We start from the raw sequence: 13,849 nt of genomic DNA, 5'->3' as shown, positions 1-13,849 counted from the left end.
TCCTCCCTGAAAATCGCGCTCAGCCGTGATGCGCGGCGACGGTCTTGAGCACTGAGAAACCGTAGAGCGCCTCGAAGCCTTTCTCGCGCCCGTGCCCCGACTTGCCGACGCCGCCGAACGGCAGCTCCACCCCGCCCCCCGCACCGTAATTGTTGAGAAACACCTGCCCGGCGCGCAGCTTCTTGGCGAGCTGCATCTGTCGTGCTCCGTCGCGGGTCCAGACGCTGGCCACGAGGCCGTAATCGGTGCCGTTGGCGATCCGCACCGCCTCGTCCTCGCTGTCGAAGGGCACGATGACCTGCACGGGGCCAAACACCTCGACCTGCGCCAGAACGTGATCCGCGGGCACCGGGCCGAACAGCGCCGGCTGCACGTAGGTGCCGCCCTCGGGCAGGCCCTCGGCGAGCCGGGCGCGGGCCAGCAGCGGCAGGTCGGCGCCTTGCGCCAGATAGCCCTCGACCCGCGCCTTCTGGGTGGCGTTGATCAGCGGGCCGACATCGGGATCGTCCAGCGCCGGGCCGACTAGTTTCCCCGCGTAGGCCTCGGCCATGCGGCGGCTGACCTCGGAAAGAACCGGGCGCTCGACAAGGATGCGCGACGCGGCCGAACAGGTCTGCCCGGCGTTCTGAAGCCCGGCATTGACGAGGAAGGGCAGCGCGGCATCGAGGTCGGCATCGGCGAAGACGAGCTGCGGCGACTTGCCGCCAAGCTCGAGCGTGACCGGCACCACGTTGGCGCCCGCCGCCTGTTGCACGGCGGCGCCGGTGCCGACGGAGCCGGTGAAGCTCAGATGCTGAATGCCGGGATGGGCCGAGAGCGCCGCACCGGCCTCGGACCCCAGCCCCGGCACCACGTTGAGCGCACCCGGCGGCAGCCCCGCCTGCTGCGCCAGCCGGGCAAAGGCCAGCGCCGTGAGGCAGGCATCCTCGGCCGGTTTCAGCACGCAGGCGTTGCCCATGGTCAGCGCCGCCCCGACCGAGCGCCCGATGATCTGCATCGGGTAGTTCCACGGCACGATATGGCCGGTCACCCCGTGCGGCTCGCGCAGGGTATAGACCGTGTAGCCGTCGAGATAGGGGATGGTGGCGCCGTGTACCTTGTCGGCAGCACCACCGTAGAACTCGCAGTACCGTGCCAGCGCCACGGCGTCGGCGCGGGCCTGCGTCAGCGGCTTGCCGACATCCATCGCCTCGAGCGCGGCCAGCGCGTCCACGTGCTCGAGCACCAGCGCCGAGAGCCGGGTCAGGATCCGCCCGCGCTCGAGCGCCGTCATGCGGCCCCAGTCGCCCTCGAGCGCCGCCTGCGCAGCCGCGACCGCCGCGTCGATATCCGTCGCAGTGCCGCGGGCGATGCGGCCGATCTCCTCTCCGGTCGAGGGGTTCACGATGGGCAGCGTGCCGGCGCTGTCGCGCCACTCGCCGCCGATCAACATCTGCGCGCTGTCGCGCGCAAGGTTCAGATGCGCGTCACCGCGCGTCAGGCTCCCGGTCATCCGCATGTCCTCCTCCCGGTGGCTGCGGCAGGGATGGTGCGGCAGCCAGCAAGGATTTGGTATACCCGTGAGCGGGGGTGTCAAACACCGTCTCGGTTGCCCCGGCCTCGACGATCTCGCCATTGCGCATGACGAGCACCCGGTCGGTGATGCCGCGCACCACGCTGAGATCGTGAGAGATGAACAGGTAGGTCAGCCCATATTGCCGCGACAGATCCGCGATCAGGTCGAGGATCTGCGCCCGCACCCGCACGTCGAGCGCCGAGACCGCTTCGTCGAAGATCACCAGCTCGGGTCGGATGATCAGGGCGCGGGCGATGGCGATGCGCTGGCGCTGGCCGCCCGAGAAGGCATGGATGTGCTGCTCGGCATGTTCGGGCTTCAGCCCAACGTCGATGAGCGCGCGCGCGACGGCGTCGGCGCGCTCCGGGCCGCGCGGCGGGTCGTCGAGCAGGTGGAACGGCTCGGCGATCAGGCGCCCCACGCGGTGGCGCGGGTTGAACGAGCCGTAGGGGTCCTGAAACACCACCTGCACCCGGCGGCGCACGGCGCGGTCGGGCTTGCCGTGGCGATAGACCGGCGCCCCGTCGAGGGTGATGGCGCCCGCCTGCACCGGCTCGAGCCCGAGAATGGTGCGTGCCAACGTGGACTTGCCGCAGCCCGACTCGCCCACCAGCCCGACCCGCTCGCCCCGGGCGACCTCGAAGCTGACGCCGTTCACCGCGACGTGCGGCGGACCGGGGCGGAACAGCCCGGCGCGCGGGCCGGGATAGTGGCGCGTGACGGCCTCGACCCGCAGCAGCGGCCCGTCGGGCCGCGGCGCGGGCAGATCGGCGCGGTGGCGCGAGGCCTCGAAGAGCTGGCGGGTGTAGGGATGGCGCATCTCTGCGAAGAGGCGCGCGGTTTCGCCCTGCTCGACGATCTCGCCCGACTTCATCACCGCGATGCGGTCGGCCATCTCGGCGACCACTGCGAGATCGTGGGTGATCATCATCAGCGCCATGCCCTCCTCGCGCACGAGGTCGCGCAGCAGCGCGAGGATCTGCGCCTGCGTGGTCACGTCGAGCGCGGTGGTGGGCTCGTCGGCGATCAGGAGCTTCGGGCGCAGGGCGATGGCCATGGCGATGACGACGCGCTGGCGCTGCCCGCCCGAAAGCTCGTGCGGGTAGCGGCTGGGCGGCACGCGATCGGGCGGCAGGCCGACGCGGGCGAGCACCTCGGCGGCGCGGGCGCGGGCGGCGGCGCGCGGCATGGCCCTGTGCACGAGGATGGTCTCGGCCACCTGCTGTCCGATGCGCTGCACCGGGTTGAGCGCGGTCATTGGCTCTTGGAAGATCATGCCGATCTCGCGACCGCGGATGGCACAGAGCCGGCGCTCGGAGAGCTGGCCGTGATCGCGACCGTCGAGGCGCAGCGCGCCCGACATCTCTGCGCCATGTGGCAGCAGGCCCATGGCGGCGAGCGCGGTCATCGACTTGCCGGAGCCCGATTCGCCGGTCAGCGCCACGATCTCGCCGGGCGCGATGGTTAGGTCGAGGTTCCGGAGGATGGGCTGGCCGTGAATCGCGACCGAGAGGGCGTCGAGTTCGAGCAGGGGTTTCGAACCGGACTGCGTCCGGTCCGACAGGGGCGAGGGGCGCTGCCCCTCGCGCTCCCCGAGGTATTTGGAAACCAGAGAAGGGGTCATCTGCGCACCGCTCCCAGCCTCGGGTCGAGCCGGTCGCGCAGGCCATCGCCCAGCAGGTTGAGGCCGAGCACGCTCAGGACGATGGCGAGGCCCGGGATGATGGCCACATGCGGGGCGAGCGCCACCATGGTCTGGGCGTCGGCCAGCATCCGGCCCCAGGAGGGGATCGGGGGCTGCGCGCCGAGGCCCACGTAGGAGAGGCCGGCCTCGGCGAGGATGCCGAGCGAGAACTGGATAGTGCCCTGCACGATCAGCAGGTTGGCGATGTTGGGCAGGATGTGCTCGGCGCTGATCCGCGGTGCCGACTTGCCGGCAGTGCGGGCGGCGAGGATGAAATCGCGCCGCCACAGGCTCAGCGCGGCGCCGCGCGACAGACGGGCGAAGACCGGGATGTTGAAGATGCCGATGGCGATGATGGCGTTGGTGGCGCCGGGGCCGAAGATGGCCGTGATCAGGATCGCGATGACGAGGCTCGGGAAGGCGAAGATCAGGTCGTTCATCCGCATGATCGCCTCGTCGAGCCAGCCCCCCGAACGCGCCGCGGCGGCAAGGCCCAGAGGCACGCCCAGCCCCAGCCCGATGCCCACCGCCACCAGCGCCACGGCGATCGAGGTGCGGGCGCCGACCATCACGAGGCTCAGCATGTCGCGGCCGAAATGGTCGGTGCCGAGCCAGTGCGACGCCGAGGGTGGCTGCAGGCGCTCGGCGATGGCGACGGTGTCGGTCGGGTACGGGGTCCAGACGAAGGACAGCAGCGCGGCGCCGACGAGGAACGCGGTGAGCAGCGTGCCAAGGATCAGGTTGCGGGTCATCGGCGGTGCCTCAGGCGCGGGTCGACCGCCGCGTAGGCGAGATCGGTGAGGAAGGTGACCACGATCACCGCGAAGACCAGCAGCATCACCACCGACTCGACCACGATCAGGTCGCGCTGGGTGATGGCCTGGAAGATTAGCCGCCCGAGGCCGGGCAGGAAGAACACCTGTTCGATGATGATCGCCCCGGCGAGCAGGAAGGAGAATTGCAGCCCGATGATGGTCAGCACCGGGATGAGCGCGTTGCGCACCCCGTGCCGCCACAGCGCCTGCCGGCGCGACAGCCCCTTGGCGCGGGCGGTGCGGATGAAATCCTCATGCAGGATGTCGATCAGCGCCGAGCGCATGACGCGCGCGAGGATCGCCGCCTGTGGCAGGGCCAGCGCCACCGCCGGCAGGGTCAGCGCCTTCAGCCCCTGCAGCGGCTCCTCCCAGCCGGGAAAGCCGCCGGCGCTGAACCAGCGCAATTTCAGCGCGAAAAGCAGCACGAGGAGCATGGCGAACCAGAAATTCGGCACCGCGACGCCGAGCTGCGTCGCCCCCATCACCGCCATGTCTCCGGCCCTGCCGCGCCGTGCGGCGGCGAAGATGCCCGCCGGGAAGGCGATCAGCGTCGAGAGCAGCAGCGCGTAGAGCGCCAGCGGCAGCGAGACCTGCACCCGCTCGGCCACCATCTGCGCCACTGGCGCGCGGTAGGTGTAGGAGGTGCCGAAATCGCCCTGCACCATGCCCGAGACCCACGCGAGGTAGCGCTCGTGCACCGGCAGATCGAGCCCGAGCTCGGCGCGCAGCGCGGCGACGGTGTCGGGCCGCGCATTGATCCCCAGCATGAAACTCGCCGGATCGCCCGGCGCGACCTCGACCACGAGGAAGATCACCAGCGAGGCGATGGCGAGGCTGATCGCAAGGATGAGCAGCCGTTTCAGGGCGTAGGCCAGCATGGCGCGCCTACGGCGCCGCGGCGGGTCGGGGCGCGCCGCTCATGAGGCCAGAAGCTCCAGCGGATCGTAGCCGGGGCCGGTCTCCCACGCCACCTTCGGCAGGCTGTCTGGCTTGTAGCGCAGCCCCGCCATCTCGGCGCGGGTGACGAAGCGGCGGGTGTGCACCACGCCCTCCGGGTCACGCCAGTCATCCGACAGCGCGCCGTCGGTGATCTCGCAGCGGAAGAACAGCTCGACCTGGTGAAAGCCGGCCTCGGGGGCATGGTACTCGTTGACGAGACAGGGCAGGCCCACGCGCACGGTAAGGCCGGTCTCCTCATGCACCTCGCGGGCGAGGTTGTCGTGCAGCGAGGCGCCCTTCTCGACACCGCCACCGGGGGCGCACCACAGATTGCTCTTCTGCCCCGGCCAGGCGTTGACCAGCAGCAGGCGGTTTTCGTGCAGGATGACGGCGCGGGTGGCGAGGCGGGGTGAGGTCGACATGGGGCGGAGATTTGCACCTTTCGCGCGGCGGGGGAAGGCCGTATTCCCCGCCACATGACCCGCGTACCCGTTCCGCCACCCTGCCCCGCCACGAGGGCCTGCCGATGATCGAGCTGACATTCGAGAATGCCCGCGTGATGCGCCCGGGCGGCTGGAGTGATGCGCCCCTGTCGGTGGCCGCGGGCGTGATCTGCGATGCGCCCGAGGGGCGGCGGGTGGATCTTGGCGGCTACGACATCCTGCCGGGCATCGTCGACGCACATGGCGACGGCTTCGAGCGCCACATGGCGCCGCGGCGCGGGGCGCTGCGCGAGCGCGACGCCGGCATGGTGGCCTGCGCCGCCGAGCTGGCCGCGAACGGCATCACCACGGCGATGCTGGCCCAGTTCTGGTCGTGGGAAGGCGGAATGCGCGGGCCGGAGTTTGCCGAGGAGGTGTTCGCCTCGGTGGCCGAGGTGGCGCCGACCGTGCCGGTGGACCTGCGCCTGCAGCTGCGGCTCGAGACCCACTTTCTCGACGCCTTCGCGCAAGCCGAGGCGGCGATCGACCGCTGGGGCATCGGCTACGTGGTGTTCAACGACCACCTGCCGCACGCGCGGCTCGCCGAGGGGCGCAAGCCGCCGCGGCTCACCGGTCAGGCGCTGAAATCCGGTCGCTCGCCCGAGACGCACTTGGCGCTGATGCAAGCGCTGCACGCCCGCGGCGACGAGGTGCCCGAGGCGCTCGACGCGCTCTGCGCGCGGCTCGCCGCCAGAGCCTGCCGGATGGGCAGCCACGACGACCGCAGCGCCGAGGGGCGCGCGGCGTGGCGGGCACGCGGGGTGCGCGTGTCGGAGTTCCCCGAGACGGTGGAGGCGGCGCAGGCGGCGCACGATGGCGGCGACGCGGTGGTGCTCGGCGCGCCCAACGTGGTGCGCGGCGCGAGCCATGCCGGCAACGTGGCGGCGAGCGCGCTCATCGGGCTCGGGCTCTGCGATGCGCTGGCCTCGGATTACCACTACCCCGCCCCGGCGCGCGCCGCGTGGCGCTGCGTCGAGCTGGGCCTGCTCGACGAGGCGCAGGCGTGGCGGATGGTCTCTGAGGGGCCGGCGCGGCTCCTGGGGCTCGAGGATCGCGGCAGGCTGGAGCCCGGCCTGCGCGCCGATCTGGTGGTGATGGATCGCGCCAGCCGCCGCATCGTATTGACCATGGCGGGCGGGCGCATCGCGTGGCTCTCGGGCGAGATCGCCGAGCGGCTGCTCTAGGCGCCGGGCGCCCCTCAACCCACCGGGATATTGTCGATCAGGCGCACCCCGCCCAGCCATGCGGCGGCCAGCAGCCGCGCCGGGCGGTCGAGCGTGGTCATCGGCGCAAGCCCGTCGGCGGCGCGCAGCTCGAGATACTCGACCCGCTCGAAGCCACCTTCGAGGATCGCCGCCTCGGCCTGCGCTGTCAGCGTCGCGAGATCGGCACCGGCCCGCAGCCCCTCGGCCATCGCCACCATGGCGCGGTTGAGCACCGGGGCGGCGGCGCGGGTGGCCTCGGGCAGCAGCACGTTGCGCGAGGACAGCGCCAGCCCGTCTGGTTCTCGCACCGTCTCGCAGCCGATCACCTCGACGGGGATGTCGAGGTCGCGGGCCATGCGGCGCACCACCTGAAGCTGCTGGTAGTCCTTCTCGCCGAAATAGGCGCGGTCCGCGCCGGTCTGCAGGAAGAGCTTCGAGACCACCGTGGTCACGCCGTCGAAATGGCCCGGGCGGAAGGCGCCGCAAAGCCCCTCGGTCAGGCCCGACACCGCCACCGAGGTGGCAAAGCCCTCGGGATAGATCTGCTCGGGCCCGGGCACGTAGATCACGTCGACCGCATGGGGCGCGAGCTTCTCGGCATCGGCGTGCTCGGTGCGCGGGTAGTTCTCGAGATCGGCGGCGCTGTTGAACTGCTTGGGGTTCACGAAGATCGTCACGATCACCCGGTCGCACTCGGCCTTGGCGGCCTCGACGAGGCTCAGGTGCCCGGCGTGAAGCGCGCCCATGGTGGGCACAACGCCCACCGTCTCGCCGGCGCGCTTCCAGCCCGCGAGCCGGTCGCGCAGCTCGGCCTTGGTGCGCAGCATCTCGGTCATGGCTTTGCTCCCGGGGCAGTGTCGGCAAACACGTGCTCGTCCGCGGGAAAGGTCCGGGCGCGCACCTCGGCAGCATAGGCCGCGATGGCGGCTTCAGCCTGTTCGCCGAGACTCGCGTAGCGCTTGACGAATTTCGGCTTGAACGCGGTGAAGAGCCCCAGCATGTCGTCGACCACGAGGATCTGCCCGTCGCAGCCCGCCGAGGCGCCGATGCCGATGGTCGGGATCGGCAGCTCCCCGGTCACCCGATCGGCCAGGCCCTGCGGCACCTTCTCGAGCACCACGGCAAAGGCCCCTGCCCCGGCCACCGCATGGGCATCCGCCATCAGCCGATCGCCAGCCGCGCCACGCCCCTGCACCTTGTAGCCGCCGAGCGTGTTGATCGATTGCGGCGTGAGACCGACATGCGCCATCACCGGGATGCCGCGCGCGGTCAGGAAGGCGATGGTCTCGGCCATGCTCTCGCCGCCCTCGAGCTTCACCGCCCCGGCGCCGGTCTCGGCCATCAGCCGCGCGGCGTTGCGGAACGCCTGCTGGGGGCCTTCCTCGTAGGAGCCGAAGGGCATGTCGACGACCATCATGGCGCGGTCGAGGCCGCGTTTCACCGCCTGTGCGTGCAGGATCATCATCTCCATCGTCACGCCGAGGGTCGAGGGAAGCCCGTGCAGCACCATCCCGACGCTGTCACCGACGAGGACGAAATCGCAATGCGCGTCCATCATCTGCGCCATCGGCGTGGTGTAGGCGGTCAGGCTGACCAGCGGCGCTCCGCCCTTGCGGGCGCGGATATCGTCCGGCAGCGGGGCCGACTTTCGCGCGGTCGCGCTCATTGGCGTCTCCTCCTCGTCAACAAGGCTGGCGTGGTCTAGCAGCCTGCCCCCCTATATTCCAGTGTGCATGTGCTTGCACCGCCGGGGAATTCGGGCACACTTCGACACGATGCCCGCCAACGGAGAGCCAGATGTCCCGTCCCATGTCCTACCTCGCCCCGGCCGCCGCCGCGTTGCTGCTGTCGGCGCAGGCGCTGATGGCCCAGCAAACCGACCTGACCATCGCGCTGCAGCTCGAGCCGCCGCATCTCGACCCGACCTCGGCCGCCGCCGGCGCCATTGACAGCGTGCTCTATGCCAATGTCTTCGAAGGGCTGACGCGGTTCACCGAGACCGGCGAGGTCGTGCCGGGCCTTGCCGAAAGCTGGGAGATCTCGGAGGACGGGCTGACCTACACCTTCCGGCTGCGCGACGGTGTCACCTTCCATGACGGCACCACGATGGACGCCGAGGACGTGAAGTTCAGCCTCGACCGGGCGCGCGGGGAAGACAGCCTCAACGCCCAGAAAGCGCTGTTCGAGGGCATCGCGGAGGTGACGGTAGGCGATCCGCGCACCGTCGAGGTGACGCTGTCGAAACCCGACGGCATGTTCCTGTCCAACATGGCCTGGGGCGACGCGGTGATCGTGGCCCCCGAGAGCATCGAGGGCATCCAGCAGACCCCGGTGGGCACCGGCCCCTTCACCTTCGAGCGCTGGGTCACCGGCGATCGCATCGAGATGAGCCGCAACCCCGACTACTGGGGCGAGGCCCCGTCGCTCGAGGCGGTGACCTTCCGCTTCATCTCGGACCCGACTGCGGCGTTCGCGGCGATGATGGCGCAGGATATCGACGCCTTTGCCGGCTTCCCGGCCCCCGAGAACCTCGAGATGTTCGAGGCCGACCCGCGCTTTCAGGTGCTTGTCGGCTCGACCGAGGGCGAGACCATCCTCGCGATGAACCACGGCGACACGCATTTCTCCGACCCCAAGGTGCGCGAGGCGCTGTCCCACGCCATCGACCGGCAGGCGATCATCGACGGGGCGATGTTCGGCTACGGCACGCCGATCGGCACTCACTTCGCGCCGCACAATCCCGATTACGTAGACCTCACCGAGCTTTCGACCTACGACCCGGAGCTTGCCAAGACGCTGCTGGCGGATGCGGGCTATCCCGAGGGCTTCACCACCACGCTGAAGCTGCCGCCGCCCTCCTATGCCCGGCGCGGCGGCGAGATCATCGCGGCGCAGCTGCGCGAGGTGGGGATCGAGACCCAGATCACCAACCTCGAATGGGCGCAGTGGCTTGAGGAGGTGTTCCGTGGCAAGGATTTCGGCCTGACCATCGTGTCGCATACCGAGCCCTTCGACATCGGGATCTATGCCCGGCCCGATTACTACTTCCAGTACGACAACCCGGCCTTCCAGGAGCTGATGCGCACCCTCTCCGCGACCACGGACCCGGCAGAGCGCTCGGAGCTGATCAAGCAGGCGCAGACGGTGATCGCCGAAGACCACGTCAACGCCTACCTGTTCCAGCTCGCCTTCCCGACGGTGGCCGATGCCCGGCTCGAGGGGCTGTGGCAGAACCAGCCGACACAGGCCACCGACCTGACCGGCGTGCGCTGGACGGAGTGAGCGCGCGTTGCCACGGGTTCACATGTTGCAGTGGGGCGGGAGCTTGGTGGAAGGCATGAGACCGCCCCGGAGCGGCGTCGCGGCGCCGCTCACTCCCGCCGCAGCGGCGCCACCGAGACCGCCACGCCGCCCAGCACCAGCAGGGCGGCGAGCGCGAAGCGGGTGGTGAGCGCCTCGCCCAGAAACACCATGCCGCCCGCCATCGCGATCACCGGCACGGTGAGCTGCGCCACGGCGGCGACCGAGCCCGGCAACTGCGGCAGCACCGCGTACCAGAGCGCGTAGCCCAGACCCGAGGTCACCGCGCCCGAGAGCACTGCCAGCGCCACCGCGCCAAGGCTCCACGGGCCGCCCGCCCCCGCAAGCTGAAGCGCCAGCCACACCACGAGCCCCAGCCCCGCCGCGAGCACGAAATTGGCCGCGGTCGAGACCAGCGCCACCTCGGCCTTGCGACCGGCCAGCGAATAGACGCCCCAGCCGACGCCCGCGAGCAGCATGGCCAGCGCGTGCGGCAGGCTGGGCGCCGCCTGACCGCCCGGCCAGAGCAGCCAGACCAGCCCACCAAAGGCCAGCCCCGCCCCCAGCCAGCGCCGCGCGGGCACCCGCTCGCCCCCGGCCACGCTGCCGCCGAACATCGTCACCTGCACCATGCCGAAGAGCAGCAACGCCCCGAGGCCTGCGGGCATCGCCGCATAGGCCGCCGAGAACCCATAGATGTAGAGAAACAGCCCCGCCACGCCGGCCAACCGTCCAGCGCCGCCCAGCTGAAGGCGCCCCTCACGCGCCAACACCAGCGCCGCCAGCATCAGCGCGCCCGAGAGCAGACGCAGCGTGCCGAAGCTCACCGCGTCGATGCCGCCCGAGGCGAGAGCTGCGCGGTTGAGCACGGAATTGGCGGCGAAGGCGGTCATGGTGAGCGCCACAAGCAGGAACAGTCGCATCGGCCACGGGCCTCCCCTCCCGCTGCACGCCGTCTTTCGGGCGCGCCTCACTCCTCGGGGCTGCCGCCCGCCGCGTCGCCCTGTTTCTTCTTCAGCGCCGCCAGCTTGGCCTTGAGCGCGCCGCGCCGCCGGCTCTGGTAGGCGCGGATCACCGGCACCGTGAGGTAGTAGCAGACCAGCCCGGAGACGATGCCCGGCAGGATGCATCCGATCAGGTAGGGATAGAACACCTTGTCGTAGAACAGGATCAACTCGGTCCAGTTGGTCGGTTCCCCGGTGAACCACGCCACGAGGTTGTGCCACAGGTCGCCGGCGGCATAGGCAAACCGGTCGAGCACCGACTTGTGGTCGGGTTCGTGCCGGTCGATGCCGAGAAACCAGTAGCCTGTCTGGAGCGAGCTGAAGGCGATGGGCACGTATGTCAGCGGGTTGCCGAAGAACGTCCCCAGCAGCGAGGCGATGATGTTGCCACGCAGCGTCTTGGCGATCAGCGCCGCGACGACGAAGTGCATTCCGTAGAACGGGGTAAACGAGGTGAAGACGCCGGCGAACACGCCGCGCGCGATGCGTTCCGGGGGATCTGGAAGCCGGTGCAGGCGGTACTGGATATACCGCGCCGCACGTCCCCAGCCGCCACGCGGCCAGAAGAATTCGACCAGTATCCTCCAGACAGGTCGTCTGTCACGGCGCTTGAAGACCAAAGGCCCGTCCCGTCCAATCCTCCGCAGCCCCGTGGGGCCGCGTTTCCTTACAGTCACAACCGATGCCGGTTGCGTCCCCTTACTGCGCCGCCGTCGGAAGCGCCGTCAGCGAGGAATCTCGCCGGCGGTGCACGGAGGCGACATCGCTTTCGGCTTCGAGGGCGGAGATCACCGAGTGAAGGTGCTCCGCATCGCGGAATTCCACGTCCATCCGGATACGGAAGTAATCCGGCTTCCGGTCCACGAAGACAAGATCCGAGATATTGGCCAACCGCTCGCCAATCAAGGTGCAAACCCGACCCAATACCCCGGCGTCGTTGCCGATGGTCAGCTCGAGGCTCACATCATAGGCGGCCGGGTGCGTGCCCTCCTCCCAGCGCAGATCGACCCAGCGGTCGGGCTGGTCCTCGTAGGCGGCAAGGGATTCGCAATCGATGGCGTGCACGAACACGCCCTTGCCGCGCTGCGTGATGCCGATGATGCGCTCGCCGGGCAGGGGCTGGCAGCAGCGCGCCCGGGTGAAGCCGGTGCCGGGCTCGAGCCCGATCACAGCGCGATGCGCGTCGACCTCGACATCGTCCGCCGGCCCGAGATCGGGATAGACCGCGTGCACCACCTCGCGCGAGGTCAGCTCGGCGCTGCCCAGCCGGGCCAGAAGCTCGTCCGTGTCCTCAAGCCGCAGGGTCTGGGCCGCCTTCTCGAGCACCTTGTCGGTGGCCTTCTTGCCGACATGCTCGAAGGCCGAACGCGCCAGCTCGTGCCCGAGCCGCACGAAGCGCTCGCGCCCGGCCTCGCGCAGGGCGCGGCGGATCGCGGTGCGCGCCTTGCCGGTGGTGGCGATGTCGAGCCATGTCGCCTGCGGGGTCTGACCCTCGGCGGTGATGATCTCGACCGACTGGCCGTTCTTCAGCCGGGTCCAGAGCGGCACGCGGATGCCGTCGACCTTGGCGCCGACGCAGGCCGAGCCGATGCGGGTGTGGATGGCATAGGCGTAATCAAGCGGCGTAGCGCCGCGCGGCAGCTTCACCACGTCGCCCTTGGGCGTGAAGCAGAACACCTTGTCCGAGTACATCTCGAGCTTGACCGCCTCGAGGAACTCGTCGTGATCCTGTTCGCTGTCGAACTGTTCGGTCAACGAAGCGATCCAGCGAGCCGGATCGACGGCGAACGGGTTCTCGGCGCGCTGACCGTCGCGATAGGACCAGTGCGCGGCGACGCCGGTCTCGGCGACCTCGTGCATCTGGCGGGTGCGGATCTGCACCTCGACGCGCTTGCCGTCGCGGCCCGACACGGTGGTGTGGATCGAGCGGTAGCCGTTCGACTTGGGCTGGCTGACATAGTCCTTGAACCGCCCCGGCACTGCGCGCCAGCGCTGGTGGATCACCCCGAGCGCGCCGTAGCAGTCCATGTCGTTGCGGGTGATGACGCGAAAGCCGTAGATGTCGGACAGGCGGGAGAAGCCCATGCCTTTTTCCTGCATCTTGCGCCAGATCGAGTAGGGCTTCTTGGCGCGGCCAAAAACCTCGGCGTCGATGCCGGCCTCCTCGAGCTCGTGGCGCATGTCGCCGGTGATCCGGTGGATCACGTCGCCGGCCTCTTTCTGCAGCGTGATGAAGCGGCGGATGATCGAGGCGCGGCCCTCGGGGTTGAGCACCCGGAACGCAAGATCCTCGAGTTCCTCGCGCATCCACTGCATCCCCATGCGACCGGCCAGCGGCGCATAGATATCCATCGTCTCGCGCGCCTTCTGGATCTGCTTCTCGGCGCGCATCGCCTTGATGGTTCGCATGTTGTGCAGTCGGTCGGCGAGCTTCACGAGGATCACCCGCAGGTCCTTGGACATCGCCATGAACAGCTTGCGGAAGTTCTCGGCCTGCTTGGTCTCGGAGCTGGACAGCTGCAGGTTGGTCAGCTTGGTGACGCCGTCGACCAGATCGGCGACATCCTCGCCGAAGCGCTCGGCGATGTCGGACCACGAGGCGCGGGTGTCCTCGATGGTGTCGTGCAGCAGGGCGGTGATGATGGTCGCATCGTCGAGCTGTTGCTCGGTCAGAATCGCGGCAACGGCGACGGGATGCGTGAAATAGGGCTCGCCGGAATGGCGCATCTGCCCGTCATGCATCGCGCGGCCAAACTCGTAGGCCGCGCGGATGAGCTTTTCGTTGGTCTTGGGATTGTAGTTGCGGACCAGTGCAATCAGGTCTTCCGCCGCGATCATGGGCGCCTATCCTTCACCTGGCCCGCA

At 69.7% G+C, this 13,849-nt stretch carries 12 protein-coding genes; 2 read left to right on the top strand and 10 right to left on the bottom strand.

The genetic code is table 11. The features are described from left to right. Nucleotides 1-19: 19 nt before the first annotated feature. From LCM15_RS15190 to LCM15_RS15170, 5 genes are read right to left on the bottom strand one after another with little or no spacing between them, the layout of a single operon-like run. Nucleotides 20-1,492 (bottom strand): aldehyde dehydrogenase family protein, encoded by a 1,473-nt coding sequence (locus LCM15_RS15190; RefSeq protein WP_412103295.1) that lies wholly within the window; start codon nucleotides 1,490-1,492, stop codon nucleotides 20-22. Further along, nucleotides 1,467-3,179, bottom strand: a complete 1,713-nt coding sequence (locus tag LCM15_RS15185) for an ABC transporter ATP-binding protein (RefSeq protein ID WP_224857874.1) — start codon at nucleotides 3,177-3,179, stop codon at nucleotides 1,467-1,469. The genes LCM15_RS15190 and LCM15_RS15185 overlap by 26 nt, the downstream gene beginning before the upstream one ends. After that, on the bottom strand, nucleotides 3,176-3,991 hold the full coding sequence (locus LCM15_RS15180; protein ID WP_224857872.1) for an ABC transporter permease: 816 nt from the start codon (nucleotides 3,989-3,991) through the stop codon (nucleotides 3,176-3,178). The genes LCM15_RS15185 and LCM15_RS15180 overlap by 4 nt, the downstream gene beginning before the upstream one ends. Then, on the bottom strand, nucleotides 3,988-4,932 hold the full coding sequence (locus LCM15_RS15175; RefSeq protein WP_224857869.1) for an ABC transporter permease: 945 nt from the start codon (nucleotides 4,930-4,932) through the stop codon (nucleotides 3,988-3,990). Before LCM15_RS15175 ends, LCM15_RS15180 begins: the two co-directional genes overlap by 4 nt. A gap of 39 nt (nucleotides 4,933-4,971) precedes the next feature. Beyond that, nucleotides 4,972-5,415 (bottom strand): NUDIX domain-containing protein, encoded by a 444-nt coding sequence (locus LCM15_RS15170; RefSeq protein ID WP_224857867.1) that lies wholly within the window; start codon nucleotides 5,413-5,415, stop codon nucleotides 4,972-4,974. A 104-nt stretch (nucleotides 5,416-5,519) separates the two neighbouring features. On the opposite strand from LCM15_RS15170, the gene LCM15_RS15165 reads away from it, so the two are divergent. After that, entirely contained in the window at nucleotides 5,520-6,659 is a 1,140-nt protein-coding gene (locus tag LCM15_RS15165) for an alpha-D-ribose 1-methylphosphonate 5-triphosphate diphosphatase (protein ID WP_224857865.1), read from the top strand. Between the two features lie 14 nt (nucleotides 6,660-6,673). On the opposite strand, the gene panC is transcribed toward LCM15_RS15165, so the two are convergent. Both panC and panB read right to left on the bottom strand, forming a co-directional pair. Continuing rightward, nucleotides 6,674-7,516, bottom strand: coding sequence for a pantoate--beta-alanine ligase (panC, locus tag LCM15_RS15160; protein ID WP_224857863.1), 843 nt, complete (start codon nucleotides 7,514-7,516; stop codon nucleotides 6,674-6,676). Next, nucleotides 7,513-8,346, bottom strand: coding sequence for a 3-methyl-2-oxobutanoate hydroxymethyltransferase (gene panB / locus LCM15_RS15155; RefSeq protein ID WP_224857861.1), 834 nt, complete (start codon nucleotides 8,344-8,346; stop codon nucleotides 7,513-7,515). Before panB ends, panC begins: the two co-directional genes overlap by 4 nt. A gap of 131 nt (nucleotides 8,347-8,477) precedes the next feature. Between panB and LCM15_RS15150 the strand changes: the two genes are divergently transcribed. Further along, complete coding sequence (locus LCM15_RS15150) at nucleotides 8,478-9,962, top strand: ABC transporter substrate-binding protein (RefSeq protein ID WP_224857859.1); 1,485 nt, start codon at nucleotides 8,478-8,480, stop codon at nucleotides 9,960-9,962. Between the two features lie 89 nt (nucleotides 9,963-10,051). Here the strand turns inward: LCM15_RS15150 and LCM15_RS15145 are convergent, their stop codons facing one another. From LCM15_RS15145 to LCM15_RS15135, 3 genes are all read right to left on the bottom strand, one after another. Beyond that, the gene (locus LCM15_RS15145) at nucleotides 10,052-10,903 is read right to left on the bottom strand and encodes a DMT family transporter (protein WP_224857857.1); all 852 of its coding nucleotides are present in this window, start codon (nucleotides 10,901-10,903) and stop codon (nucleotides 10,052-10,054) included. Between the two features lie 47 nt (nucleotides 10,904-10,950). Continuing rightward, nucleotides 10,951-11,604, bottom strand: a complete 654-nt coding sequence (locus LCM15_RS15140; protein ID WP_224857855.1) for a DUF2062 domain-containing protein — start codon at nucleotides 11,602-11,604, stop codon at nucleotides 10,951-10,953. 79 nt (nucleotides 11,605-11,683) lie between these two features. Beyond that, the gene (locus tag LCM15_RS15135) at nucleotides 11,684-13,822 is read right to left on the bottom strand and encodes a RelA/SpoT family protein (RefSeq protein ID WP_224857853.1); all 2,139 of its coding nucleotides are present in this window, start codon (nucleotides 13,820-13,822) and stop codon (nucleotides 11,684-11,686) included. Nucleotides 13,823-13,849: the final 27 nt, after the last annotated feature.

It is taken from the genome of Salipiger bermudensis, assembly GCF_020171625.1.
Classification (GTDB): Bacteria; Pseudomonadota; Alphaproteobacteria; order Rhodobacterales; family Rhodobacteraceae; genus Salipiger; species Salipiger bermudensis_B.
Note: the sequence above shows the minus strand (reverse complement) of the source record. Positions and strands in the feature narration are given on the sequence as shown.

What these genes read in the sequence shown, in the direction of transcription:
- LCM15_RS15185 (WP_224857874.1), bottom strand. Translation starts at nt 3,179, where the DNA reads ATGACCCCTTCTCTGGTTTCCAAATACCTCGGGGAGCGCGAGGGGCAG.
- LCM15_RS15145 (WP_224857857.1), bottom strand. Translation starts at nt 10,903, where the DNA reads ATGCGACTGTTCCTGCTTGTGGCGCTCACCATGACCGCCTTCGCCGCC.
- LCM15_RS15190 (WP_412103295.1), bottom strand. Translation starts at nt 1,492, where the DNA reads ATGACCGGGAGCCTGACGCGCGGTGACGCGCATCTGAACCTTGCGCGC.
- LCM15_RS15170 (WP_224857867.1), bottom strand. Translation starts at nt 5,415, where the DNA reads ATGTCGACCTCACCCCGCCTCGCCACCCGCGCCGTCATCCTGCACGAA.
- LCM15_RS15150 (WP_224857859.1), top strand. Translation starts at nt 8,478, where the DNA reads ATGTCCCGTCCCATGTCCTACCTCGCCCCGGCCGCCGCCGCGTTGCTG.
- panB (WP_224857861.1), bottom strand. Translation starts at nt 8,346, where the DNA reads ATGAGCGCGACCGCGCGAAAGTCGGCCCCGCTGCCGGACGATATCCGC.
- LCM15_RS15180 (WP_224857872.1), bottom strand. Translation starts at nt 3,991, where the DNA reads ATGACCCGCAACCTGATCCTTGGCACGCTGCTCACCGCGTTCCTCGTC.
- panC (WP_224857863.1), bottom strand. Translation starts at nt 7,516, where the DNA reads ATGACCGAGATGCTGCGCACCAAGGCCGAGCTGCGCGACCGGCTCGCG.
- LCM15_RS15135 (WP_224857853.1), bottom strand. Translation starts at nt 13,822, where the DNA reads ATGATCGCGGCGGAAGACCTGATTGCACTGGTCCGCAACTACAATCCC.
- LCM15_RS15165 (WP_224857865.1), top strand. Translation starts at nt 5,520, where the DNA reads ATGATCGAGCTGACATTCGAGAATGCCCGCGTGATGCGCCCGGGCGGC.
- LCM15_RS15175 (WP_224857869.1), bottom strand. Translation starts at nt 4,932, where the DNA reads ATGCTGGCCTACGCCCTGAAACGGCTGCTCATCCTTGCGATCAGCCTC.